General features: G+C 62.2%; 26 protein-coding genes and 1 pseudogene. 16 read left to right on the forward strand and 11 right to left on the reverse strand.

What is annotated here, in order from left to right; genetic code table 11:
- Positions 1–250: 250 nt before the first annotated feature.
- Positions 251–637, forward strand: a pseudogene (locus H3028_RS18440) (hypothetical protein); the annotation flags it as partial.
- A gap of 33 nt (positions 638–670) precedes the next feature.
- Here H3028_RS18440 and H3028_RS18445 read toward each other — a convergent pair.
- Together H3028_RS18445 and H3028_RS18450 are read right to left on the reverse strand one after the other, a co-directional pair.
- A complete protein-coding gene (locus H3028_RS18445) occupies positions 671–1207 on the reverse strand; it encodes a gamma carbonic anhydrase family protein (protein WP_181298682.1) in 537 nt (178 codons plus the stop codon).
- 84 nt (positions 1208–1291) lie between these two features.
- Complete coding sequence (locus tag H3028_RS18450) at positions 1292–2113, reverse strand: helix-turn-helix domain-containing protein (RefSeq protein ID WP_181298683.1); 822 nt, start codon at positions 2111–2113, stop codon at positions 1292–1294.
- A gap of 83 nt (positions 2114–2196) precedes the next feature.
- On the opposite strand from H3028_RS18450, the gene H3028_RS18455 reads away from it, so the two are divergent.
- From H3028_RS18455 to H3028_RS18470, 4 genes are all read left to right on the forward strand, one after another.
- The gene (locus H3028_RS18455) at positions 2197–3186 is read left to right on the forward strand and encodes a bile acid:sodium symporter family protein (protein WP_181298684.1); all 990 of its coding nucleotides are present in this window, start codon (positions 2197–2199) and stop codon (positions 3184–3186) included.
- 560 nt (positions 3187–3746) lie between these two features.
- The gene (gene prlC, locus H3028_RS18460; protein WP_181298685.1) at positions 3747–5795 is read left to right on the forward strand and encodes an oligopeptidase A; all 2049 of its coding nucleotides are present in this window, start codon (positions 3747–3749) and stop codon (positions 5793–5795) included.
- Positions 5792–6070, forward strand: a complete 279-nt coding sequence (locus tag H3028_RS18465) for a YheV family putative zinc ribbon protein (protein ID WP_181298686.1) — start codon at positions 5792–5794, stop codon at positions 6068–6070. The genes prlC and H3028_RS18465 overlap by 4 nt, the downstream gene beginning before the upstream one ends.
- 16 nt (positions 6071–6086) lie before the next feature.
- On the forward strand, positions 6087–6857 hold the full coding sequence (locus tag H3028_RS18470) for a DUF1835 domain-containing protein (protein ID WP_181298687.1): 771 nt from the start codon (positions 6087–6089) through the stop codon (positions 6855–6857).
- A 28-nt stretch (positions 6858–6885) separates the two neighbouring features.
- Here H3028_RS18470 and H3028_RS18475 read toward each other — a convergent pair whose 3' ends face one another.
- Complete coding sequence (locus H3028_RS18475; protein WP_181298688.1) at positions 6886–7959, reverse strand: acyltransferase; 1074 nt, start codon at positions 7957–7959, stop codon at positions 6886–6888.
- A gap of 168 nt (positions 7960–8127) precedes the next feature.
- Between H3028_RS18475 and H3028_RS18480 the strand changes: the two genes are divergently transcribed.
- The 6 genes from H3028_RS18480 (at position 8128) to H3028_RS18505 (ending at position 14338) form a co-directional block, all read left to right on the forward strand.
- A complete protein-coding gene (locus tag H3028_RS18480) occupies positions 8128–9192 on the forward strand; it encodes a PA0069 family radical SAM protein (RefSeq protein ID WP_181298689.1) in 1065 nt (354 codons plus the stop codon).
- A 401-nt stretch (positions 9193–9593) separates the two neighbouring features.
- Positions 9594–9854, forward strand: a complete 261-nt coding sequence (locus tag H3028_RS18485; RefSeq protein WP_181298690.1) for a hypothetical protein — start codon at positions 9594–9596, stop codon at positions 9852–9854.
- Between the two features lie 208 nt (positions 9855–10062).
- Positions 10063–11196, forward strand: coding sequence for a cytochrome c oxidase subunit II (gene coxB, locus H3028_RS18490; RefSeq protein WP_181298691.1), 1134 nt, complete (start codon positions 10063–10065; stop codon positions 11194–11196).
- 12 nt (positions 11197–11208) lie between these two features.
- Positions 11209–12837, forward strand: a complete 1629-nt coding sequence (ctaD, locus tag H3028_RS18495; RefSeq protein WP_181298692.1) for a cytochrome c oxidase subunit I — start codon at positions 11209–11211, stop codon at positions 12835–12837.
- A 23-nt stretch (positions 12838–12860) separates the two neighbouring features.
- Positions 12861–13442 (forward strand): cytochrome c oxidase assembly protein, encoded by a 582-nt coding sequence (locus H3028_RS18500; protein ID WP_181298693.1) that lies wholly within the window; start codon positions 12861–12863, stop codon positions 13440–13442.
- The gene (locus H3028_RS18505; protein ID WP_181298694.1) at positions 13439–14338 is read left to right on the forward strand and encodes a cytochrome c oxidase subunit 3; all 900 of its coding nucleotides are present in this window, start codon (positions 13439–13441) and stop codon (positions 14336–14338) included. The genes H3028_RS18500 and H3028_RS18505 overlap by 4 nt, the downstream gene beginning before the upstream one ends.
- Before the next feature lie 7 nt (positions 14339–14345).
- Here H3028_RS18505 and H3028_RS18510 read toward each other — a convergent pair whose 3' ends face one another.
- Positions 14346–14549 carry a twin transmembrane helix small protein gene (locus H3028_RS18510; protein ID WP_168426106.1) on the reverse strand — a complete coding sequence of 68 codons (204 nt, stop codon included), beginning with the start codon at positions 14547–14549 and terminating at the stop codon, positions 14346–14348.
- Between the two features lie 70 nt (positions 14550–14619).
- On the opposite strand from H3028_RS18510, the gene H3028_RS18515 reads away from it, so the two are divergent.
- The 5 genes from H3028_RS18515 to H3028_RS18535 are packed head-to-tail and all read left to right on the forward strand — an operon-like array spanning position 14620 to position 18639.
- Complete coding sequence (locus tag H3028_RS18515) at positions 14620–15327, forward strand: SURF1 family protein (protein WP_181298695.1); 708 nt, start codon at positions 14620–14622, stop codon at positions 15325–15327.
- Between the two features lie 5 nt (positions 15328–15332).
- Positions 15333–15914: a hypothetical protein gene (locus H3028_RS18520; protein ID WP_181298719.1), complete on the forward strand. Its 582-nt coding sequence runs from the start codon at positions 15333–15335 to the stop codon at positions 15912–15914.
- Positions 15915–15969: 55 nt separating this feature from the next.
- Positions 15970–17040, forward strand: a complete 1071-nt coding sequence (locus H3028_RS18525) for a heme A synthase (RefSeq protein ID WP_181298696.1) — start codon at positions 15970–15972, stop codon at positions 17038–17040.
- Positions 17041–17056: 16 nt separating this feature from the next.
- Positions 17057–17956, forward strand: a complete 900-nt coding sequence (cyoE, locus tag H3028_RS18530) for a heme o synthase (protein ID WP_181298697.1) — start codon at positions 17057–17059, stop codon at positions 17954–17956.
- 50 nt (positions 17957–18006) lie between these two features.
- Entirely contained in the window at positions 18007–18639 is a 633-nt protein-coding gene (locus H3028_RS18535; protein WP_181298698.1) for an SCO family protein, read from the forward strand.
- A gap of 224 nt (positions 18640–18863) precedes the next feature.
- Here H3028_RS18535 and H3028_RS18540 read toward each other — a convergent pair whose 3' ends face one another.
- The 7 genes from H3028_RS18540 to H3028_RS18570 form a co-directional block, all read right to left on the reverse strand.
- Positions 18864–19637: a MetQ/NlpA family ABC transporter substrate-binding protein gene (locus H3028_RS18540; protein WP_181298699.1), complete on the reverse strand. Its 774-nt coding sequence runs from the start codon at positions 19635–19637 to the stop codon at positions 18864–18866.
- A 106-nt stretch (positions 19638–19743) separates the two neighbouring features.
- Positions 19744–20409 carry a methionine ABC transporter permease gene (locus H3028_RS18545; RefSeq protein ID WP_181298700.1) on the reverse strand — a complete coding sequence of 222 codons (666 nt, stop codon included), beginning with the start codon at positions 20407–20409 and terminating at the stop codon, positions 19744–19746.
- Positions 20409–21416, reverse strand: a complete 1008-nt coding sequence (locus H3028_RS18550) for a methionine ABC transporter ATP-binding protein (protein WP_181298701.1) — start codon at positions 21414–21416, stop codon at positions 20409–20411. The genes H3028_RS18545 and H3028_RS18550 overlap by 1 nt, the downstream gene beginning before the upstream one ends.
- A gap of 239 nt (positions 21417–21655) precedes the next feature.
- Entirely contained in the window at positions 21656–22153 is a 498-nt protein-coding gene (locus tag H3028_RS18555) for a M48 family metallopeptidase (protein ID WP_181298702.1), read from the reverse strand.
- A gap of 6 nt (positions 22154–22159) precedes the next feature.
- On the reverse strand, positions 22160–22945 hold the full coding sequence (gene znuB / locus H3028_RS18560; RefSeq protein WP_181298703.1) for a zinc ABC transporter permease subunit ZnuB: 786 nt from the start codon (positions 22943–22945) through the stop codon (positions 22160–22162).
- A gap of 5 nt (positions 22946–22950) precedes the next feature.
- Positions 22951–23721, reverse strand: coding sequence for a zinc ABC transporter ATP-binding protein ZnuC (znuC, locus tag H3028_RS18565; RefSeq protein ID WP_181298704.1), 771 nt, complete (start codon positions 23719–23721; stop codon positions 22951–22953).
- Positions 23718–24203, reverse strand: coding sequence for a Fur family transcriptional regulator (locus tag H3028_RS18570; RefSeq protein WP_181298705.1), 486 nt, complete (start codon positions 24201–24203; stop codon positions 23718–23720). Before H3028_RS18570 ends, znuC begins: the two co-directional genes overlap by 4 nt.
- Between the last annotated feature and the right edge of the window lie 6 nt (positions 24204–24209).

Raw genomic sequence — 24209 nt, forward strand, 5'->3', positions numbered from 1 at the left:
ATAGCTCGTCGGTGGCGTTTGCGCTGCGACACCGGAGCGCAGCAGCATCATGGGGAATCGGTGGGGCGGTATAGCCTGGCGTTGACGCCGTAGCGAGTGGATCCGGTTAAAGATCAGCAGGTCCCAATTTACATTTCCGCCCGGACATTATGCAGTACGTGTCCGGTGACAATGAGCGCAGGCCCGGACAAGGTCGTATGCAGAAGTTGCTGGTCGAGCGCGATTCGCCTGCCAAGGACAACACAAGGAACGGCTACGCGACGAATTGCCGAAGATCTACAGCCAGGACCTGGTCAACAACCTGTTCCGCCATCCGTACACCAAAATCGAGTTTGTGATGGATGAGCTTCAGGTCCACCGCAACACCGCGTCCCGCTATCTTGATGAGCTGGTCGGGATCGGGTTGCTGACCAAGCATCGTCTCGGCAAAGAAAATTTCTACCTCAACGATGCGCTGTTTCAACTGCTTATTGGATGTTGGCAGCAGGCCTTACATGCACGCAGAAATGCCTTCTCGATGACACGACAAGGCCAACATGCACAAAAAAGTGTGGTTTCGTGTGTGCGTTTTTCTCATATGCACTCAAACGCGTGCTTTCGAGTTCATGAGTCAGGAGCGCTAACGGTTCCAATTTAGAGAATGCCTCAGCCTTCCGGCTTGCAGCTGTTGTTAAGTGCCCTCGGCCATGTGCTGGTTCTTCAGTTTCACGTAGTTGCCGGCGGTATAGCTGAAGAAGCTGCGTTCCTTGTCGGTCAGCGGGCGCGCCTGTTTGGCAGGGCTGCCGACGTAGAGGTAGCCGCTCTGCAGGGTCTTGCCCGGCGGCACCAGGCTGCCGGCGCCGATGATCACCTCATCCTCGACCACCGCGCCGTCCATCACGATCGAACCCATGCCCACCAGAATGCGGCTGCCGAGGGTGCAGCCGTGCAGGATGACCTTATGTCCGACGGTGACTTCGTCGCCGATGGTCAGCGGGAAGCCGTCGGGGTTGAACGGGCCGGCGTGAGTGATATGCAGCACGCTGCCGTCCTGGATGCTGCTGCGTGAGCCGATGCGGATGCGGTGCATGTCGCCGCGGATCACCGTCAGCGGCCAGACTGAGCTGTCTTCACCGATCTCGATATCGCCTATGAGCACGGCACTGGGATCGACGAAAACGCGTTCGCCGAGCTTGGGGGTGTGGTTCTGATAGGTGCGTATGCTCATGGGCATCTCCTAAACGGATCGTGGGAAACCCAAGCGGGGTTTCCGGAAGGGTAGCGGACGCATGCCGGCATCTCGCTTGGATGATCAATGGACACGGTCGCCGCCGTGCTGGGTGCCGGAACGGAAGAACTCGCCAGGCGTGGCGCCGAACTGTTCACGAAAGGCAGCGATGAAGGCCGACAGCGATTCATAGCCGCAGCCCAGGGCGACGTCGGTGACACGCTCGCCGCGCTCCAGAGCGGGTAGCGCGCTGAGCAGTCGCAGACGCTGGCGCCAGGCGCGAAAGGTCAGCCCGGTATCGCGCAGGAACAGCCGGCTCAGGGTGCGTTCCGATACGCCCAGCGTGCGACTCCAGTCAGCCAGCCCTTCCTGCGAATCGGGACGCGCTTGCAGACGCTTGCACAGGCGGTGCAGACGCGGCTCGGCCGGCAATGGCAGGACCAGCTCGACTTCCGGGGCGCAACCCAGTTGGTCCAGCAGCACCTGTACCAACCGGCCCTCGGCACCGTCCGCGGCATAGGCTTCGGGTAACGTGCTGAAATGGCGGATCAGCTCGCGCAGCAGCGGGCTCACCTGCAGCACTCGGCAGTGGTCGGGCGCGTCGCCTGCCACGCTGCGGTCGATGTACAGGCTGCGAATGCAGGTGTTCGGGGCGCAGAACACCTGATGAGTAATGCCTGCCGGAATCCACACCGCGCGCAGCGGGGGCGCGATGAAGCGACCGCTGTCGGTGCGTACCTCGAGCACGCCTTCGACCGCATGGGACAGCTGAACCCAGGGGTGGCTGTGGCGATAGCCCAGCTTGAGGTTCGGCGGCGAGTCCAGCTGCCCATAGACCGGGCGTGGCAGCTGTTTGAGTTCGCTGAGGCGCGCCATCAAGGTGGGGCTGTGTCCGTTTGAAGACATTTCTTGCCTGCTTGGCGCTAGTCGGAAGCGGGCGACCACGTTAAGGTCCATTTCCGTCGTTCGCAAGACCCAAGGAATCTGTGATGGCCAAGCTCCGCATACTGTTCGACAACTTCACCCTCGCCCTGCTCGCGGTCATGGCGATCGCCACGGTGTTTCCGTGCGAAGGTCGGGGTGCGGTGTTTTTCGACTGGCTCACCACCCTGGCGATTGCGTTGTTGTTCTTCATGCACGGCGCCAAGTTGTCGCGTGAAGCGATCCTCGCCGGCGCGGGTCATTGGCGGCTGCACCTGCTGGTGTTCGCCTGCACCTTTGTGCTCTTTCCGCTGCTGGGACTGGCACTCAAGCCGGTGCTGACGCCCATGGTTGGCGACGAGCTGTACCTGGGCATGCTCTATCTCTGCGCCCTGCCGGCGACGGTGCAGTCAGCCATCGCCTTTACCTCGCTGGCACGCGGCAACATCCCGGCGGCGATCTGCAGCGCGGCCGCGTCCAGCCTGATCGGTATCTTCCTCACGCCTGTGCTGGTGCTGCTGTTGATGGGGGTCGAGGGCGAAGCCGGCTCGACGCTGGATTCGATCGGCAAGATCGTCCTGCAGCTGCTGGTCCCCTTCGTTGCCGGCCAGATCGCGCGGCGCTGGATCGGTGCCTGGGTGACGCGCAACAAAGGCTGGCTGAAGCTCGTCGACCAAAGTTCGATCCTGCTGGTGATTTACGTTGCGTTCAGTGGCGCGGTGGTCGAGGGGCTCTGGCAACTGGTGCCGCTCACGCATCTGCTGGGCTTGGTGCTGGCCTGCTGCATGTTGTTGGCGATGGTGCTGTGGCTGACGCAGTTTCTCGCCAAGCGGCTGGGCTTCAATCTCGAAGATCGCATCACCATCATTTTCGCCGGCTCGAAGAAGAGCCTCGCCACCGGCGTGCCCATGGCGCAGGTACTGTTCGCCACCAATGCGGTAGGGATGATCATCCTGCCATTGATGATCTTCCACCAGATACAGTTGATGGTCTGTGCAGTGCTGGCGCAGCGCTATGCGCGGCGTCCCGAATTGCCTGTGGAAGCACCCGCCGCCTAGTGGGTCCCGAGTCGGTGCAGCCTGAAACCGAACCCGCCGGTCGGTAGCGTAATTTGTATCGCCCGGGCGTTGTTCTGCGCAGCAATGATTGTCTGGTTTACGCGGTGACTTCTGCCGCTTCGTAGGCGCACCACCGCGCGAACACCCGTTGCAGCCTGTAGGCGTCAGCTTGCTGGCGATCCTGGGCAGCAGAACACACAACGCTGCCAGATGGATCGAACACGCTTAATCGCGAGCAAGCTTGCTCCTACGGGTGGTAATGAGTGCCTGACGGCCCTAAGCGTGGCTTCGCCGGTGCCGCCACCCTTTGCCTACTCCTCAGTCAATTACCGATACAGCGGTTCCTGGGAACCCGCACTGCTCGAAACCGTCGCAATAGAGATGCTCTCGCCAGCCCGAGACAAGGTTTGATGACGCCGCGCCGCTGAGCTGTCGTGATGCGTCAACCCTGCGGTTCCGTTATGTATAGCGTCACTCTATCGGTCCGTTTCCAGGCTGCGCGGGCGCGCGTTTGTCTTTAACATGCGCCGGTAATCATTTATTCAGAAGGGGCAACTGCCGTGACCGATACCAATCCGCTGCTTCGGGATTTCGACCTGCCGCCCTATTCCGAGATTCGTCCGGAGCATGTCGAACCGGCCGTCGATACCGTACTCGGTGACAACCGCGTCGCCCTGCAGGAGCTGCTCAGCCGTCCGGCCGAAAGCCTCGATTGGAGCACCCTGGTGATCGGCCTGGACGAAATGAACGAGCGCCTCAGCCGCGCCTGGGGTCCGGTCAGCCACCTCAACGCGGTGCGCAACAACCCGGAACTGCGCAGCGCCTACGAGGCCTGCCTGCCCAAGCTATCCGCCTATGCCACCGAGCTCGGCCAAAACGCTGACCTCTTCGCCGCCTATCAATCGCTGGCGCTGAGCCCCGAGGCCGATGGTTTCGACGTCGCACAGAAGACTATCCTCGAACACGCACTGCGTGACTTCCGCCTGTCCGGCATCGACCTGCCGCCCGCCGAGCAGCAGCGTTTCGGTGCGATCCGCATGAAGCTCGCCGAGCTGGGTAGCACCTTTTCCAACCAGCTGCTCGACTCCACCCAGGCCTGGACCAAGCACGTCATGGATGAGAGCCTGCTGGCCGGCATCACCGATTCGGCCAAGACGCAGATGGCCGAAGCGGCCAAGGCCAAGGAACTCGATGGCTGGCTGATCAGCTTGGAATTTCCCAGCTACTACGCCGTGATGACCTACGCCGATAACCGCGCGCTACGCGAAGAGGTCTATGTCGCCTATTCCACCCGCGCTTCCGATCAGGGGCCGAATGCCGGCCAGTTCGACAACGGCCCGGTGATGGAAGAAATCCTCGACCTTCGCCAGGAGCTGGCCCAGCTGCTGGGCTTCGGCAACTACGCCGAGCTATCGCTGGCCACCAAAATGGCCGAAAGCACCGATCAGGTGCTGGGTTTCCTGCGTGATCTGGCCAGGCGCAGCAAGCCGTTCGCCGAGCGCGATCTCAAGGAGCTGCGCGCCTTCGCCGCCGAGCACGGCATCAGCGACTTGCAGAGCTGGGACGTCAACTACTTCGGCGAGAAACTGCGCCAGGCGCGCTACAGCTTGAACCAAGAAGAGCTGCGCGCCTACTTCCCGATCGATAAGGTACTGTCCGGCCTGTTCGCCATCGTCAAGCGCCTGTATGGCATCGAAATCCACGAACTGGAAGATTTCGACAGCTGGCACCCGGACGTTCGGTTGTTCGAGATTCGCGAGAAGCGTGAGCACGTCGGACGCTTCTTCTTCGATCTCTACGCGCGGGCCAACAAGCGCGGTGGCGCCTGGATGGATGGCGCCCGCGACAAGCGCCGCACCTGCCTCGGCACGCTGCAAACGCCGGTGGCCAATCTGGTGTGCAACTTTACACCGCCGGTGGGCGAGCGCCCGGCATTGCTGACCCACGACGAAGTCACCACGCTGTTCCACGAGTTCGGCCATGGTCTGCATCACTTGCTGACGCAGGTCGAGCATGCCGGGGCGTCGGGCATCAATGGTGTGGCCTGGGATGCGGTCGAGCTGCCGAGTCAGTTCATGGAGAACTGGTGCTGGGAGCCGGAAGGCTTGGCGCTGATCTCCGGCCATTACCAGACCGGTGAGCGGCTGCCGCAGGACAAGTTGGACCAGATGCTGGCGGCGAAGAACTTCCAGTCCGGCCTGATGATGATGCGCCAGTTGGAATTCTCGCTGTTCGACTTCGAACTGCACGCCACCCATGGCGACGGTCGCAGCGTACTTGAGGTGCTGGAAAGCATTCGCGACGAGGTTTCTGTGATGCGTCCGCCGGCCAGCAACCGCTTCCCGAACAGCTTTGCGCACATCTTCTCCGGCGGTTACGCCGCCGGTTACTACAGCTACAAGTGGGCCGAAGTGTTGTCCTCCGACGCCTTTTCGCGTTTCGAGGCAGAGGGCGTGTTCAACGCCGAGACCGGGCGCGCCTTCCGCGACGCCATCCTGGCACGCGGAGGTTCCCAGGAACCGATGGTGCTGTTCGTCGATTTCCGTGGCCGCGAGCCGTCTACCGACGCGCTGCTGCGCCACCTCGGCCTGAGCGAGGACGTGGCATGAGCGACGATGTGAAAGTCACCACCAAACGCTTTATTGCCGGCGCCGTGTGCCCGGCATGCAGCGCCAGCGATAGCATCAAGATGTGGGACGTCGGCGGCGTCCCGCATCGTGAATGCGTCGAATGCGGCTATGCCGACACGCTCAATGCGCAAGGCCAGTCGGTGCCCTCCGAGCTGGGCACGCGGGTCAACCAGGCCAAGCCGAAAGCGGCCGATCCGCAGGTGCAGGCGGTGCAGTTCTTCCCCAACCCGAAGTTGAAGAAAAAACCCGACTGACCGCCTGGAGCTCACCGTGTGGCATATCACCTGTGGCGATCTTGCCGCTGACAGCGTCCGGCAGCTGCTGGGCGAAGGGAACGGCGACAAGGTGCGCGTTCTGCGCGACGACCTGGCTGTCGGGCCGCTGGCTGGTATTGACACCCCGCCCTGCACGGTGCGGTTGGCGTTCTGGGAGCGGGTCTGGCCTGCCGGGCTGGAGCCTCGACCGGATTTCTTGAGCATTGCCGACGATGCCGAGTGGCTGGCAGGTCTGCCTGGCCAGTCGCGGCCGGTAACGGTCTGGCACGGCGACAGCGCCTCCGAACAGCTGATGTTGGCCCGCGTGGCGGCGATATTGGAAGGCTCGTCACTGCCTTTCCAGGAGGTTGTTTGCGGCACGGGCGATAGCCGTGTCGCTAGCCGAATGGCCGTGTCGATGCATCAGCCCGACGCTCTGGCAGCGCTATACCAACCGCGCACGGTAGAGCCCGCCAGAACGTCCGAACTCGCCAGCCAGTGGCGTACTACCGTTGAGCAAAATGCTGCGATACGTCGCTGGATGAATAAGCGTTTCGCCGGTGAGGACCATGCACGTATCGATGATGAATTGACCGCGACATGCGGTCATGGCTGGATGCCGCTTGCCGGTGCCATGGCCGAAATAATGGGCCGCTGCGACGGCTTCTTCGCCACCGATCTGTTTCTTTACTGGCGAGCTCGTGAGCTGGCGCAGCGTGGTGTCCTCGAACTCAGCGGTAGTGGCAGTGACAGCTACCAGAAGGCACGGGTGCGTCGCCTGATCTGACGAGGCAATCCGCTCCAGTGGCTTTGATTCAAACCAAGGTTTTCGGGGCTACCAGGCCAGCTTGTGGCATACGGGAGAAGCGTTGCTTGAGCTTCATCGCCGGCGCCTCGATCAGGTGCCAGGACAAGATCGCTAGCAGCAAGGTCGGCACGAGGCTGATAACGGTCAGCCAGAACACACCGATCTCGTGACCAAGCAGGTAGACCGTGAGCTGCTGGAACGGGAACGCATAGATGTACATGCCATAGGAGAAGTCGCCGTACTTGCCGAACCGGGAAATCAGAGGGATCGGTGCATAGGCGAGGTAGATCACCAGATAGGGCAATGCAATCACGTAAACGAACGGCCCGGCAGCGGTGTGAAACGTCAGCGCCAATGCGGCGACCAGCACCGCTGCAATCCAGCCACGCCAGGGCAATGAGTCGCGGTAAAGGAAAATAGCCGCGCCGGTGTAGTACATCAGGCCCAGCTTAAAGATGTTGTTGATGAAAAATGACTCGATGCCGAGCCTACCCAGTACCCAGAAGTGACCTAGGGCGAGGCCGGCGATGGGCAGGAAGATCAGGCGGCGGTTCAACAATCCCACCAAGCCCATGATCAGCACACCGATGTACATCAGTACCTCGAGCGGAAGCGTCCACAACGATCCGTTTACGACGTTTGGATAGATGTTCTGGCTGAACACGCCCGGCAGTTCGAAACGCGTGACGAGCAAGATATTCTGCAGGTACGTCCAGGTGACCGGGGACGAGAAGTAGCTGGTCATGCTGCCCTCGGTCACCAGCGGACCGATGACGAATGCCGATAGCAGGACCGCCAGTACCAACGCTGGAAAGACACGTAACGCGCGCTTGATCAGGAAGCTTCTGGCACTGCTGCTGGCGATCCAGGACGACGTGATCAGATAACCGCTGATGACGAAGAAGATCGCGACGGCGAACTCACCACCGTTCTCGTAGCCGGTCAGTAGTTCGATGGGCTCGTCGGGGCGGCGTCCGGCCAGCGGATAGCTGTGAACGAGCAAGACCAGCGATGCAGCGAAAAATCTCAGAAAGTCGAAATTGTTCTCGCGAGTGAACAGGGCGCCTGGGTGGGCGGGCATCTTCACCTCCTTGTCGATACCAAAGAAAGCTGGGTTCGCAGCGTGGCTTTGTTTGGCAGGGGTGAGTCCAAATAATTCCCCGTCGGTTTGCTTTTTTCCCGACGGTTGGCAAGAAATGAGCCGACCGATGCCGCATACTGTATGAATAAACAGTATTCGGAGGCTTCCATGCGCGTTGTGTCGATTACGCCGCGCGGTCGCGGCACGGCCGTCAACCCTGATAATCGGTTCGCCCCTACGCGCAGCGAGGCGTACGACGATGGCTGGGAGCAGGACGTGCCGCCGACCCGTGCCACGGAGGTACGCAGCGAGACGGCGAAGAGCGTGATTACCCGCAATCAATCACCGGATGTCGGTTTCGACCGCTCGGTAAATCCCTATCGTGGTTGCGAACATGGTTGCATCTACTGTTTTGCGCGACCGAGCCATGCCTACTGGGACATGTCGCCGGGGATCGACTTCGAGACGCGGCTGATCGCCAAGACTAATCTCGCCGAGCGGCTGGAGCAGGAGCTGAGCAAACCCGGCTACGTGCCGCAGCCCATCGCGTTGGGGGTCAACACGGACGCCTATCAACCGATCGAGCGCGAGCAGCGATTGACGCGCCAGGCGCTGGAAATCCTGCTGCGCTACAAACATCCGGTGCACATCATTACCAAGGGCTCGCTGGTGTTGCGCGACCTGGATCTGCTGGTGCCGTTGGCCGAGCAGAAACTGGTCAGCGTATCGGTCAGCCTGACCACGCTGGACGACGAGCTCAAGCGCATCATGGAGCCTCGTGCCGCCTCGCCCGCGGCGCGCCTGCGGGTGCTGCGCACGCTGCATGACGCTGGTGTGCCAGTGAGCGTGATGTGCGCGCCGATGATCCCGATGATCAACGACATGGAACTCGAACGGATGCTCGAGGCAGCGCGGCAAGCGGGCGCGCAGTCGGCCGGCTACGTGCTGCTGCGCCTGCCGCACGAGGTGGCGGGGTTGTTCGATGAGTGGCTGCAGGAACATTTTCCGCAGCGTGCCGCCCACGTCATGAGCCTGGTGCGCCAGTCGCGTGGCGGCAAGGATTACGACAGCCGTTTCGGCAGCCGCATGCGCGGCGAGGGCCAGTTCGCGCAATTGCTCGCCCAGCGCTTCCAGTTGGCCTGCAGGCGCCTGGGTTACAACCGCCGCGATCAGAATTACGGGCTCGACTGCAGCCGCTTCGCGCCGCCCGGGCAGCAAATGAGCCTGATCTGAGCCTGCCGCAGCCGAATGGGTGGGTGACCCACCGCGGCCGCCTGCCAGGCAATCGCAGGGTGGGCCGGACGGCGCTCCGCTTCAGCCCACCGAAACTTGGCGCCGGACCAAGTCAATGCGCCAGAACAGAACGCCTTCAGCCCCATGCCGTAGGATCTCGCCTATCGGTAGCGAAACACCCTCGGTGGGCTAAAGCCCACCCTACAGAGCAGGGCGCCGGTTGGCCCGCAGCGCCGCCACGCACCGCGACGCAGCCGTTCGATGACCTTGGCTCATGCAGCCAAGCGGACGCCGCACAGGCACTGCCGCACTGCCCTCGCGCCCGTCGGCAAGCGGGCCCACGCAGGAACTATCCCCGGCCGCTGTCGCACCAATCCCTGTATTCCCGCACCGGAGGCATCGTGGATTGGATCGATCTTTTGCAATGGCCGGCGATGGTGGTCACGGTGCTTGCTGCCTGGCTGATTGGCTCGCTGAGACCGGGCCGACGTACGGTCGGCTTCTGGTGTTTTCTGCTGAGCAACTTGCTCTGGGTCATCTGGGGCTGGTATGCCCAGGCTTGGGCGCTGATCACGCTGCAGGTGTGTCTGGCGCTGATGAATGTCCGCGGGGTGATGAAGAATGATCGTCCAGCAGAAGCGGAAGCCAACGCGAGTGGTTGATGAAATTGCCAGTCCGGGATCGCTGTCTATACTCCGATCGTAAGCGTACCGTTTGAATCCGACTGCGCGTGCAAAGCGAGGACTGGCAACCAGGAATTGGGGGGAGCCAGATCAGAGCGTAGTCAGGTCGTCGTAGCGAGCGTTTGCTCTGCTCTTCGACCGGACAGGCAGTCGGCGGGATAACAAGAACCATAAGGGGAACCCGCTAATGTCGCGACATCCACGAGTCTGGATGGGGATTGGGCTGTGGTCGCTATTCGGTCAGGCCCAGGCGGCCTGGGATGTGAATATGCGGGCCGGTGTAACGGACGTCAGTCGCTCGGTATTCGATCTGCACATGACCATCTTCTGGATCTGCGTGATCATCGGCGTGCTGGTGTTTGCGGTGATGTTCTGGTCGATGTTCGCCCACCGCCGCTCCAAGCGGCTCGAGTCGGCGCATTTTCATGAGAACACCCGAGTCGAGGTGCTCTGGACGGTCATACCTCTGCTTATCCTGGTGGGCATGGCAGTGCCGGCAACGCGCACCCTGATCCATATCTACGATGCGTCCGAGTCGGATGTGGACATCCAGATCACCGGCTATCAGTGGAAGTGGCACTACAAGTATCTGGGTGAGGACGTCGAGTTCTTCAGCAACCTCACCACGCCGCGCGATGAGATCAACAATCTAGCCCCCAAGGGCGAGAACTATCTGCTTGAGGTGGACGAACCCCTCGTGATTCCGGTGGGCGCCAAGGTGCGCTTCCTGATCACCGCGGCGGATGTCATCCATTCCTGGTGGGTACCGGATCTGGCGGTGAAGAAGGACGCCATCCCAGGGTTCATCAACGAGTCCTGGACCCGTGTCGAGGAGCCCGGCATCTACCGCGGACAATGCACCGAGCTCTGTGGCAAAGACCACGGTTTCATGCCGGTGGTGGTCGAGGTCAAGTCCACCGAGGACTACGCCGCCTGGCTAGGCGAGAAAAAAGCCGAAGCGGCCAAGCTCGCCGAGCTGACCAGCAAGGAATGGACACGCGAAGAGCTGACCGCCCGCGGCGAGCAGGTCTACCAGACCAACTGTGCATCCTGCCACCAGCCGACAGGCGAAGGCCTGCCGCCCATGTTCCCAGCGCTGAAAGGCTCGCCGATCGCCACGGGTGATGCCGAAGACCACATCAGCATCGTGGTCAAGGGCGCGCCGGGCACATCAATGCCGGCATTTGGTCCGCAACTGTCTGAGGTCGACCTTGCGGCCGTGATTACCTACGAGCGCAACGCGTGGGGCAACGACAAGGGCGACATGGTCACGCCGAAAGACGTGCTCGTCTTCAAACAGGCCGAAGAAGCCACCCAGTAAGAGGATCAGGTGATGAGTGCAGTGATCGACGATCATGGTCATGCCGGGCATGACCATCACCACGGCCCGGCCAAGGGCCTCTCGCGCTGGCTGTTGACCACCAACCACAAGGACATCGGTTCGATGTACCTGTGGTTCAGCTTCTGCGCCTTCCTGCTGGGAGGCTCGATGGCCATGGTCATCCGTGCCGAGCTGTTCCAGCCGGGTCTGCAAATCGTGCAGCCGGAATTCTTCAACCAGATGACCACCATGCACGGCCTGATCATGGTCTTCGGCGCGGTGATGCCGGCCTTCGTCGGGCTGGCCAACTGGATGATCCCGCTCATGATCGGCGCGCCGGACATGGCGCTGCCGCGGATGAACAACTTCAGCTTCTGGCTGCTGCCGGCGGCGTTCGGCCTGTTGGTCTCGACGCTGTTCATGGAGGGCGGCGGACCCAACTTCGGCTGGACCTTCTACGCACCGCTGTCGACGACCTACGCGCCGGAATCGGTGACCTTCTTCATCTTCGCCATCCACCTGATGGGCATCAGCTCGATCATGGGCGCGATCAACGTGGTCGCCACCGTGCTCAACCTGCGCGCGCCGGGCATGACCCTGATGAAGATGCCGCTGTTCGTATGGACCTGGCTGATCACTGCCTTTCTGCTCATCGCCGTGATGCCGGTGCTGGCGGGTGTGGTGACCATGATGCTGATGGACATCCACTTCGGCACCAGCTTCTTCAGCGCGGCCGGCGGGGGCGATCCGGTGCTGTTCCAGCATGTGTTCTGGTTTTTCGGCCATCCCGAGGTGTACATCATGATCCTGCCGGCCTTCGGCGCGGTCAGCTCGATCATCCCGGCCTTCAGCCGCAAGCCGTTGTTCGGCTACACCTCGATGGTCTACGCCACCGGTGCCATTGCCTTCCTCTCGTTTGTCGTCTGGTCGCACCACATGTTCACCGTCGGCATTCCGCTGACCGGCGAGCTGTTCTTCATGTACGCCACCATGCTGATTGCGGTCCCCACCGGGGTGAAGGTGTTCAACTGGGTGTCGACCATGTGGCGCGGCTCGCTGACGTTCGAGGCCCCAATGCTGTTCGCCGTGGCCTTCGTCATCCTGTTCACCATCGGTGGCTTCTCCGGTCTGATGCTGGCCATCGCTCCGGCGGACTTCCAGTATCACGACACTTACTTCGTGGTAGCGCATTTCCACTACGTGCTGGTGCCCGGGGCGATCTTCGGTATCTTCGCCTCGGCGTACTACTGGCTGCCCAAGTGGACCGGGCACATGTACGACGAGACGTTGGCCAAGCTGCATTTCTGGATGAGCTTCGTCGGCATGAACCTGGCGTTCTTCCCGATGCACTTCGTGGGGCTGGCCGGTATGCCGCGGCGGATTCCGGACTACAACATGATGTTCGCCGACTTCAACATGATTTCGAGTGTTGGCGCCTTCATGTTCGGCGCGACCCAGCTGTTGTTTTTGTTCATCGTCATCAAGTGCATCAAGGGTGGCCCGGTGGCCGCCGCCAAGCCTTGGGATGGGGCTGAGGGGCTGGAGTGGAGCGTGCCGTCGCCGGCGCCTTACCACACCTTCAGCGTGCCGCCGAACATGGAACAGCTGCACGAGCACCGTACGGGGCCCAAGCATGATTAACCTGCCGGATTCGGGTACTCGCCATGAACACTGAACTGCCACTTGGCCGACTGGTCCGCCGGTTGCTGCTGGTGGTCGTGGCGATGTTCGCCTTCGGCTTCGCGCTGGTGCCGATCTATGACGTCATGTGCAAGGCGTTCGGCATAAACGGCAAAACCGCGGGTGCCTACAAGGGCGAGCAGACGGTTGATGAGGATCGCCAAGTGCGGGTGCAGTTCCTTGCCACCAACGCGTCGGGGATGGTCTGGGAATTCAAGCCGGTCGCCGACCAGATCAGCGTCAACCCCGGTGCCAGCCGTGAAATGCGCTTCGTCGCCTACAACCCCACCGACAAGCCGATGACAGCACAGGCGGTGCCCAGCGTTTCGCCATCGAAAGCGGCCGCTTACTTCCACAAGACCGAATGCTTCTGCTTCACCCAACAAGTGCTACAACCCGGTGAGCGCATCGAGATGCCGGTGCGCTTCATCGTCGATCGTAATTTGCCCGCAGACGTGCGTCACCTGACGCTCGCCTACACCTTGTTCGATATCACGTCTCGCCAACCTCCCGTCGCCGTCGTTGATCAGGCGTCCATGGTGGCGGCCAAGGAGAGTCTGCAATGAGCCAACAGACCACCACGCACGAGAACTACTACGTTCCCGCCCAGAGCAAGTGGCCGATAGTCGGGACCGTGGCGCTGCTGACCACCGTGTTCGGGTTGGGCAGCTGGTTCAACGACCTCAAGGCCGGCCGCGACGAGATCAGTGGACCGTTGATCTTTTTTGTCGGCGCGCTGCTGATCGCCTACATGATGTTCGGCTGGTTCGGTGCGGTGGTCCGCGAAGGGCGAGCAGGCCTCTACAGCGCGCAGATGGATCGCTCGTTCCGCTGGGGCATGAGCTGGTTCATCTTTTCCGAGGTGATGTTCTTTCTCGCGTTTTTCGGGGTGCTGTTCTACATCCGCTACTGGGTCGGCCCCTGGCTCGACGGTGATGGTGACAAGGGTGTCAGTGCCATGCTCTGGCCGAACTTCGAATACACCTGGCCGCTGCTGAACAACCCGGACCCCAAGGTCTATCCCGCACCCGAAGGCACCATCAGTCCCTGGGGTCTGCCGCTTATCAACACCATTCTGCTGGTCAGCTCCAGCTTCACCCTGACCTGGGCGCACCATGCGCTGCGCAAGCAAAACCGCAAGCAGCTCAAGCTCGGCCTCGGTTTGACCGTGTTGCTGGGTGTCATCTTCCTGATCCTGCAGATCGAGGAGTACATCCATGCCTACACCGAGCTCGGCCTGACCCTGGGCTCTGGCATCTACGGCGCGACGTTCTTCATGCTCACGGGCTTTCACGGCGCTCACGTGACCATGGGCGCTATCATCCTGACGGTGATGCTGGTGCGCAGCTTTCGCGGCCATTTCACACCCGAGCAGCACTTCGGGTTCGAGGCGGCGGCCTGGTACTGGCACTTCGTGGACGTCGTGTGGATCGGGCTGTTCGTCTTCGTCTACGTGATTTAGGGGTAGGTCAGGGTCCAAAACCGGGTTGCAACTGGCCGGAATAAAAGCCCCAGGCGATCAGCGCGACTGTCAACGCAGTCAGGGAGACACGAACGAAGAGGGCCGTGACAACGCGCGAGGTTCGACCCTCGTCCTTGACCAAAAAGAACAGACCACTGAACAGACTGACCAGCGTGGCTACTAATAACAGAACAATCGCCGCCTTGAGCATGAGCGAGTCCGTAACAGGGGAAGTGGGGGTGCAGTATAGCCAGCCGTATCGATACGCCGCGAGGCGGGGCATGAGCGGGTTCAGACCCGGTCTGCTGCCGACGCTGGTGGTTCTGACCTTGCTGCCGTTGCTGGTCTGGCTGGGCGTCTGGCAGCTGGAGCGTGGCGAGCAGAAGCGCGACATGCTGGCTCGCCAGGACGCACGTCAGCAGGCAGCGCTAGTGGGACCCGAGCAGATCGAGCACATGGACGAGCCGGCCTATGCTCGCATTCATTTGCAGGGCAGTTTCGATGCCGAGCACAGTTTTCTGCTGGACAGCCGCACCCGCGATGGTCAGGTCGGGGTCGAGCTGCTGCAGCCTTTTCAGGATCAGCCCAGCGGTCGTTGGGTGCTGGTGAACCGTGGGTGGATACCTTGGCCGGATCGGCGCGTCGCGCCAAAATTTGATACGCCGGACCGCCCCTTGAAGCTGGCCGCCTGGGTCTACGCGCCTTCCGGAAAGCCTTTCTTGCTCAATCGACGCATGGCCGAGGGTTGGCCGCGGCTGCTCAGCCACGTCGATGTCGAGACGATATGGCAGCTGCTCGGGCGTGAAGGTATCGACTACGAGCTTCGACTCGAGCCTGGACCGGCTGCTTACCGGGCTGACTGGTCGATCACCAGCATGCAGCCGCAGCAACATCTAGGTTACGCCGTGCAGTGGTTCGCGTTAGCGGCCGCTTTGCTGGCGCTGTTCATCTATTTCGGCGTGCATCAGGCACGGGGGAGCAAGCAGTGAATGCGATGAATCCGACCTTCAATCCCGCACCTGTGCAACGGCGTCGCGGACGGCTGCAATTGTTGCTGATCCTGGCCGTGGTAATCGGTCCCATGCTGCTGGCCTCAGCGATGTACCACTTCGGCTTCTGGCTGCCGGAAACCCGCAGCTACGATGGTGCGCTGGTTGCCGATGGGCAGGGGCGCGACGCGCTCGGAGTCAGCGTGCCGGCTAAGGCCGAGCCGCGCTGGGAATTGCTGGTGACCGCACCGGAAGGCTGCGCCGAGGCCTGCCAGGAGCTGGTCTACCTGGCACGACAGATCAATATCGGCCTGGCACGCGAAGCCGGGCGTGCCAGCCATGCCCTGGCGAGTGGGCAGGCGCTGGCGGCCGACTACGATCAGCGCCTGCAGCGCGAATATCCGCAGCTGCACCGCTATGTGCTGGACCCTGCGGTTTATGTCAGTAACCCGGATGTGCCTGGCGGTGCGCAGCTCTGGATCGTCGACCCGCATGGCAACTTGGTACTGCGCTACGACACCAAGGCCAACGGCAAGGCGATTCTCGACGATCTCAAGTATCTGCTAAAAATTTCCCAGATCGGTTGACCAGGCACCCGGCCGTCTCGCTGGAGTCACAACGAGATCGCCCAAGGAGAACGAGATGGCAAAACCCGGTTACCGCCTCGCCCTCGTCGCCACGTTGCTGGCCGTTATGGTAGTGCTGCTCGGCGCCTATACGCGGCTGACCCATGCCGGGCTCGGCTGCCCGGACTGGCCCGGTTGCTATGGGTTTCTTGCGGTGCCGATGAGCGAGCAGGCGCAAAGCCTGGCGGCGCTTCGCTTCCCGGATGCACCGGTGGAGGTGCAGAAAGGCTGGAACGAGATGGTGCACCGCTATTTTGCCGGTGCGCTGGGACTGGTGATTCTCGGTCTTGCCGTTCAAGCGGTGCGGCGGCAATCGCTACCGGGCCAACCTCTAAAACTCCCGCTCTTGTTGCTGGTTGTGGTCATCGCCCAGGCTGCGTTCGGCATGTGGACGGTCACCCTGCAACTCTGGCCGCAGGTGGTCACGGCGCATCTGCTGGGCGGCTTTGCCACCTTGAGCCTGCTGTTTCTGCTCAGCCTGCGATTGTCGGGCCGGCTACCAGCGCCCGCACCAATGCCGGCTCGGCTCAAAGTGCTGGCGGCGGTCAGCATGCTCGCGGTGATCCTTCAAGTAGCCCTCGGCGGCTGGGTCAGCAGCAATTATGCCGCAGTAGCCTGCACCGATTTCCCTACCTGCCACGGACGCTGGTGGCCGGAAATGGATTTCGCCAATGCTTTCAACCTGACCCATCACGACATCGGCCCGAACTATCTGGGCGGCATGCTCTACGGCGAGGCGCGCACCGCCATCCACGTCGCCCATCGCATCGGCGCGATGATCGTGACCCTGGTGTTGCTGGCGCTGGGCTGGCAGCTCTGGCGCAACGGCTTATCGCGGCTCGCCGGGTTGCTGATCGCGGCGTTGGCCCTGCAGATTGGGTTGGGCATTAGTAACGTGCTGCTCAATTTGCCGCTGGCGGTTGCCGTTGCCCACAACGGCGGTGGCGCACTGCTGCTGCTGGTGACCGTGCTGATCAATCATCGCCTCTATCTGACTCGCCATGGCACCGCCGCCGCACGCGAGCCAGCGATCCCGAGACGTCCGGATTCGAACACGATGGGCGGGCTCGACCTGCCCCACGCTTGACCACAAGGAGAACCCCATGGCGACTCTACTCAGCGAACGCGGCGCCCAGGCCAGCTGGCGCGACTATCTCGAGCTGACCAAGCCAAAGGTGGTGCTGCTGATGCTCATCACCTCGCTGGTGGGCATGTTTCTCGCCACGCGTGCCGGCGTGCCCTGGACCGTGCTGGTGTTCGGCAATCTCGGCATTGCGCTCTGTGCCGGCGGTGCGGCAGCGGTGAATCACGTGGTGGATCGGCGCATCGACTCGGTGATGGCACGTACTCACAAGCGGCCATTGGCCGAAGGACGTGTGTCTCCCGCAGCGGCACTGCTGTTCGCGTTGCTGTTGAGCGTTGCGGGCATGGCGATGTTGCTGGTCTTTACCAATGCGCTGGCGGCCTGGCTGACGCTGGCTTCGTTGATCGGCTATGCGGTCATCTATACCGGCTTTCTCAAGCGCGCCACGCCGCAAAACATCGTCATCGGCGGATTGGCCGGCGCCGCCCCGCCGCTACTCGGCTGGGTTGCGGTGACAGGGCAGGTGACTGCCGAACCGCTGTTGCTGGTGCTGATCATTTTCGCCTGGACGCCTCCCCACTTCTGGGCGCTGGCGATTCACCGCAAGGCGGAATATGCCAAGGTCAACGTGCCGATGCTGCCGGTGACCCATGGCGAGCACTACACAAAGGTGCATATTCTGCTGTACACCGCCGTGCTCCTGGCGGTGAGCTTTATGCCGTTCGCGATTCACATGAGCGGCCCCCTGTACCTGGCGGCAGCCGTGCTGCTGGGCGCGCGTTTCTTGTTCTGGGCCATCGTGCTCTACCGCGACAGCCGTCCCCATGCAGCCATCAAGACCTTCAAATTCAGCATCTGGTACCTGTTCGCCCTGTTCATCGCACTGCTTGTTGATCATTATCTGCTGCTGAATATCTAGGGCTATGCGGAGCACGTCTCGCCGGCCCGGCCAGCCATAACAGGAATCCCATGACCCGCATCCAAAAAACCGTCTTCATCCTCGTCGCGCTGGTCGCGCTGGTTATCGGCCTGACGGTCTACAAGGTGCTCAATACCGAGCAGCAGCTCGACACGGCCGAGCTGCTGGATGCGGGCATCGTTCTACTCCCGCAAGGGCGCGACATGCCGGACGTGACGTTGACCAATCAGGACGGCGAAGCGGTTTCGATGGCGCAACTGGAAGGGCGCTGGAACCTGCTGTTCTTCGGTTATACCTTCTGCCCCGACATCTGCCCGGCGACCCTTGCTGAACTGCGGCAGCTGCGAGGCAAGCTTCCAGAAGAGGCGCGCCAGGGGATGCAGCCGATCCTGGTCAGTGTCGATCCCGAGCGCGACACGCCCGAGCAGCTGAAAAAATATCTGGACTACTTCGGCGCTGGGTTCATCGGTCTGACGGGGCCGCTAGAAGACATTCAGACGCTGGCCAACGCTGCCGGCGTACCCTTCATTCCGGGTGATACCACGAAAGAAGACTACACGGTCGACCACGGCGGCAACCTGGCCCTGATCGGGCCCGATGGTCGACTACGCGGCTTCATTCGCGCACCGATGCGCACCGAGAAGCTCGCGGAGCAGTTGCCGGCGGTGCTGGCGCTGGAGTAAGCGCTGCCGGCTAGCTTCAGCCCCGAGTCTGAAAGACAGGCTTCGCCCACAGGAGCCGCTGAGCCTTGCCTCAACCCGAGGAGGCGAGACCCGCTTTGGAATGCTGGTTAAGGCTTGGTCAGTCGTACCGGGCGCAGCGGCCCGCCCGCTAAAAATCTGCTCTCCCTCCAGCCATTAACGACGAACCCCGCACGCGGCGGGGTTCGTAATCAGCTTGGAGCGGATCAGAATGCCGGAACGACAGCGCCCTGATACTTCTCGTTGATGAACTGCTTGACCTCGTCACTGTGCAGGGCCTGGGTCAGCTTCTGCATCGCGTCGCTGTCCTTGTTGTCCGGACGGGCGACCAGGATGTTCACGTAGGGCGAGTCGCTGCCTTCGATGAACAGGGCATCTTCGGTCGGGTTCAGCTTGGCTTCGAGTGCGTAGTTGGTGTTGATCAGCGCCAGGTCAACCTGGGTCAGCACGCGCGGCAGGGTCGCGGCTTCCAGTTCACGGATCTTGATGTTCTTCGGGTTCTCGGCGATGTCCTTCGGCGTGGCGGTGATGCCGGCACCTTCCTTCAGGGTGATCACGCCGGCCTTCTGCAGCAGCAGCAGCGCACGGCCACCATTGGTGGCGTCGTTGGGGATGACCACGGTAGCGCCTTTGGGCAGCTCGTCCAGCGACTTCAGCTTGCTGGAATAGGCGCCAAACGGCTCGATATGCACGCCTGCAACGCTGACCAGTTCGGTGCCCTTGCCCTTGTTGAATTCATCCAGGTACGGCTGGTGCTGGAAGAAGTTGGCGTCCAGGCGCTTTTCGGCCACCTGGATGTTCGGCTGTACGTAGTCAGTGAAGACCTTGATCTTCAGATCGACGCCCTGCTCGGCCAGCTGGGGTTTGACGAATTCGAGGATCTCGGCATGCGGGACGGCGGTAGCGGCGAGGTTCAGCTCATCGGCGGCCTGGGTCGAAAAAGCCGCGACAGCGGCGAAGGCGGCAAGCAGTTTTTTCATGAAAAGCTCCTGTTTGTTCGACGAACCAATCGCCGAACATCTGTGGTTGAAAACGTAGCGAGCGATGGCTAGGCGAGCGCAGTTGTCTTCCTGCCGGGTTAGGCAGTTATTTACGGGAAAAGTGAGTCACCAGCTTGTCACCGATGCTTTGTAGCACCTGCACCAGTACCAGCAGCAGGACCACGGTGACCACCATCACATCTGTCTGAAAGCGCTGGTAGCCGAAGCGGATGGCCAGATCGCCAAGCCCGCCGGCTCCGACCACGCCGGCCATCGCGGTATAGGAAACGAGGGTGATGGCGGTGACGGTAATGGCGGCAATGATGCCCGGGCGCGCCTCGGGCAGCAACGCGCTGAAGATGATCTGCCGGGTGGTGGCGCCCATCGCCTGGGTCGCTTCGATGATGCCGCGATCGATTTCCCGCAGCGCTGTTTCCACCAACCGCGCGAAGAATGGCGCGGCGCCCACCACTAGCGGCGGAATCGCCCCGGCGACACCCAGCGAGGTGCCGGTGATCAGTACCGTGAAAGGGATCATCACGATCAGCAGGATGATGAACGGCAGCGACCGCAGCACGTTAACCACGAACGAGAGGAAGGCGTACAGCGGGCCGTTCTCGAACAGTTGGCGCGGACCGGTAAGGAACAGCAGCACGCCCAGCGGCAGGCCCAGCAGGATGGTGAACAGCAGCGAGCCGCCGAGCATCAGCAGGGTGTCCAGCGTGGCCAGCCAGATCTCGTACCAGTCCACGTTTGCCAGTAGAGCTTCCATCAGCGCAGCACCTCCACGTGTACGTCAGCGGCATCCAAGCGTGCCAGCGCGGCGGCCATATCGCCGCCGACCAGCGCGAGGGTCAGCTGGCCATAGGGTGTGTCCTTGATACGGTCGATGCGCCCGGAGAGGATGCTGAAGTCGACCCCGGTTTCGCGCGCTACGGTGCCCAGCAAGGGTTTGTAGGTGGCCTCGCCTTGGAACGTCAGGCGCAGGATGCGGCCCGGTACGTGGGCGAAGTCGTCGCGCTGCTCGCCTTCATCGACCGCCTCGTCTTCCAGCACGAATCGCTGCGTGGTGGGGTGCTTCGGGTGAAGGAAGACTTCGGTAACCGGCCCCTGCTCGACGATCTCGCCGCCGTCCATCACCGCCACGCGATCGCAGACGCGGCGGATCACGTCCATTTCGTGGGTGATGAGCACGATGGTCAGCTTCAGCTCGCGGTTGATCTCTGCCAGCAGTTGCAGCACCGAGGCGGTGGTCTGCGGATCGAGTGCGCTGGTGGCCTCGTCGCAGAGCAGGATGTCCGGCTCGGTGGCCAGCGCCCGAGCGATGCCGACGCGCTGTTTCTGTCCGCCGGACAGCTGTGCCGGGTACTTTCGTGCCTGATCCTTGAGCCCGACCCGCTCCAGCAGGGCGGCCACACGGGTATCGATCTCGCTGCGCGAGTAGCTGCCAGCCAGGCGTAACGGCATGGCGACGTTATCCGCTACGGTCTTGGACATCAGCAAATTGAAGTGCTGAAAGATCATCCCGACGCGCTGGCGGAAACGCCGCAGGCCGTCGGCGTCCAGCGCGGTGACGTCCTCGCCGTTGACCAGGATGCGCCCACCGGAGGGTTCCTCGAGACGGTTGATCAGCCGCAGCAGCGTGCTCTTGCCCGCGCCGGAATGGCCAATCAGGCCGAACACCTCGCCAGCACCGATTTCGAGCTGTGTCGGCTTGAGGGCGGGGATCTCACGCCCGGTGCTCCGGTACGTTTTATGGACTTGGTGAAATTCGATCACGGGCGAACCTTGTGGGTGCGTCGTCAATAGCCGGATAAGTCGGCGAAAGGCGTGCATTCTACGCGTTTGTGCATGCTTGGCGCAGCAAGCCCGCCGCTGGTGAAACCGACTATGGCGGTGAAAGACCGTGCGGATCGTCGCAGCGCGCGGTCTTAAGCGAGTTCGCTTTGCCGTCCGAACCGTCAGGTCGCTTGTATTCGCGGGCGCGCCTGCAATGGGCGGTTCGAGGCTGGCGTATATCAGCGCTCAGGCAATTCGCGCCAATGCAGGTAGCAACGCAGGTCGAACTCGATCTGTGCATAGCCGGGCAACATGTATTCGCAGAGCTTGTAGAACGCGCGGTTGTGATCGCTCTCGCGCAGGTGCGCCAGTTCATGTACCACGATCATCTGCAGGAATTCCGGCGCCGCCTCCTTGAATAGCGCGGCGACACGAATCTCCTTCTTGGCCTTCAGCTTGCCGCCTTGCACGCGGGACACCGCGGTATGCAAGCCAAGCGCGCGATGGGTGAGGTCAAGGCGATTATCGTAGAGGACCTTGTCGATGCTCGGCGCGCTTTTCAGATGCTGCTGGCGTAGCTGCTGCACATAGCTATACAGCGCTTTGTCGCTCTGCACCTGATGACGTTGCGGATAGCGGCGTTCGAGGTAGTCGCCCAGCTTTTGCTCGTCGATCAGCTGGCGAACCTGCTGTTGCAATGACTCGGGATAACCGCGCAGGTACTTCAATGTCGTCATTTGGATTCAGGCTCTGCGCCGCCAGGCGAAGCTCAGGAGGAACAACGCGGCCGCCGAGACCACGATAGATGGCCCGGCCGGGGTGTCCTCGAACCACGACAGCGACAGTCCCATGCAGACCGCCAGCAGGCCCAGCAAGCTGGCACCCAGAGCCATCTGCTCCGGCGTGCGGGCGTGGCGTTGGGCCGCGGCGGCCGGAATAATCAGTAGCGACGTGATCAGCAGGACGCCGACGATCTTCATCGCCACGGCGATCACCATGGCGATCAGCAGCATCAGCGCCAGTCGGATGGCCGCGACCGGCAGCCCTTCCACCTTCGCCAGTTCCTCATGCACGGTCACCGCCAGTAATGGCCGCCACAGCGGGATAAGCGCCAGCAGCACCAGCGCGCTGCCGCCGACGATCCAGGCCAGGTCGGTCGGGCCCACCGCCAGCAAGTCGCCGAACAAATAACCCATCAGGTCGATGCGCACGTCCTGCATGAAGCTCAGCGATACCAATCCGAGCGACAGCGTGCTGTGCGCGAGGATGCCGAGCAGGGTATCCGACGCCAGTGGTTGGCGCTGCTGCAGGGTCACCAGCAACACTGCCAGCAGTACGCAGCAGACGATCACCGCCAGCGTCAGGTTGACCTCCATCATCAGCCCCAGCGCCACCCCGAGAAGCGCGGAATGCGAGAGGGTATCGCCGAAATAGGCCATGCGCCGCCAGACCACGAAGGAGCCGAGCGGACCAGCCACCAGCGCCAGCGCGAGGCCAGCGAGCAGGGCGTTCAATAGAAAGTCGGGCATATCGATCAGTGCTTGCAATTCGGGCCGTGGACGTGGGGTTTGCCGGTGACCACGCTGCCGTGCAGGTCATGGCTGTGGTCGTGCTGATGGTGATAGACGGCGAGGCTGCGCGCGTCCTGACCGAACAGCTCGACGAAGGCCGGGTCGGTGCTGACCTGTTCCGGGTGGCCGGAGCAGCAGACGTGACGATTCAGGCAGACCACCTGATCGGTGGCGCTCATCACCAGGTGCAGGTCATGGGAAACCATTAGCACACCGCAGCCGTAACGCTCACGCAGCCGACCGATCAACCGGTAGAGTTCAGCTTGTCCGGCCACATCGACGCCTTGCACCGGCTCGTCGAGCACCAGCAGTTCCGGCGCGCGGAGCAGCGCGCGGGCCAGCAGCACGCGTTGCATTTCGCCTCCCGAAACCGACTGCAAAGGGTTGTCGATCACCTGTTCGGCGCCGACCTCCTTCAACGCGGCCAGGGCCTGGGTACGATCGACGCCGGGTACCAGACGCAAAAAGCGCAGCACCGAGAGTGGCAGGGTCGGGTCGACCTGAAGTTTTTGGGGCATGTAGCCGACACGCAGCTTAGGCTTGCGCCATACCGTGCCGCTGTCCGGCTTCAGCAAGCCGAGCACTGCGCGTACCAGGGTCGTCTTGCCGGCCCCGTTGGGGCCAATCAGTGTGACGATCTCGCCGCGGTGCACCCGCAATTCGGCGCCTTCAAGCACCGCCTGCTTAGCGAAGCGCACATGGATGTCATCCAGGCGGATCAGCGCCTCGCTCATGCCGCGCTCCGGCACGGGGCGCAGAGGCCGACCACTTCCACCGTCTGGCCTTCAACGTTGAAATCAACGGTGCGTGCGGCCTGATCGATGGCTTCGCTGATGCTCGGCTGTTCCAGTTCTATCGCCGTATGGCAGTTGCGACAGATCAGAAATTGGCCCTGATGCGGGTGCTCGGGATGGTTACAGCCGATGAACGCATTGAGCGACGCGATGCGGTGCACCAGACCGTTTTCCAGAAGGAAGTCCAGCGCGCGATAGACCGTCGGCGGCGCGGCGCGACGACTGTCCTGAGCGCTGAGCTCGGCGAGAATGTCGTAGGCACCGAGCGGCTTGTGGCTTTGCCAGACCAGTTCCAATACGCGCTTGCGCAAGGCTGTCAGGCGTACACCGGAGCGCTCGCAGAGCGTATCGGCTTCGGCCAGCGCGTTGCTGACGCAGTGGTCGTGATCATGAGTGGTGTAGGCCAGTGGAGTCTTGGGCATGGACGG

Source organism: Pseudomonas sp. Q2-TVG4-2, from assembly GCF_013620795.1.
Lineage (GTDB): Bacteria > Pseudomonadota > Gammaproteobacteria > Pseudomonadales > Pseudomonadaceae > Stutzerimonas.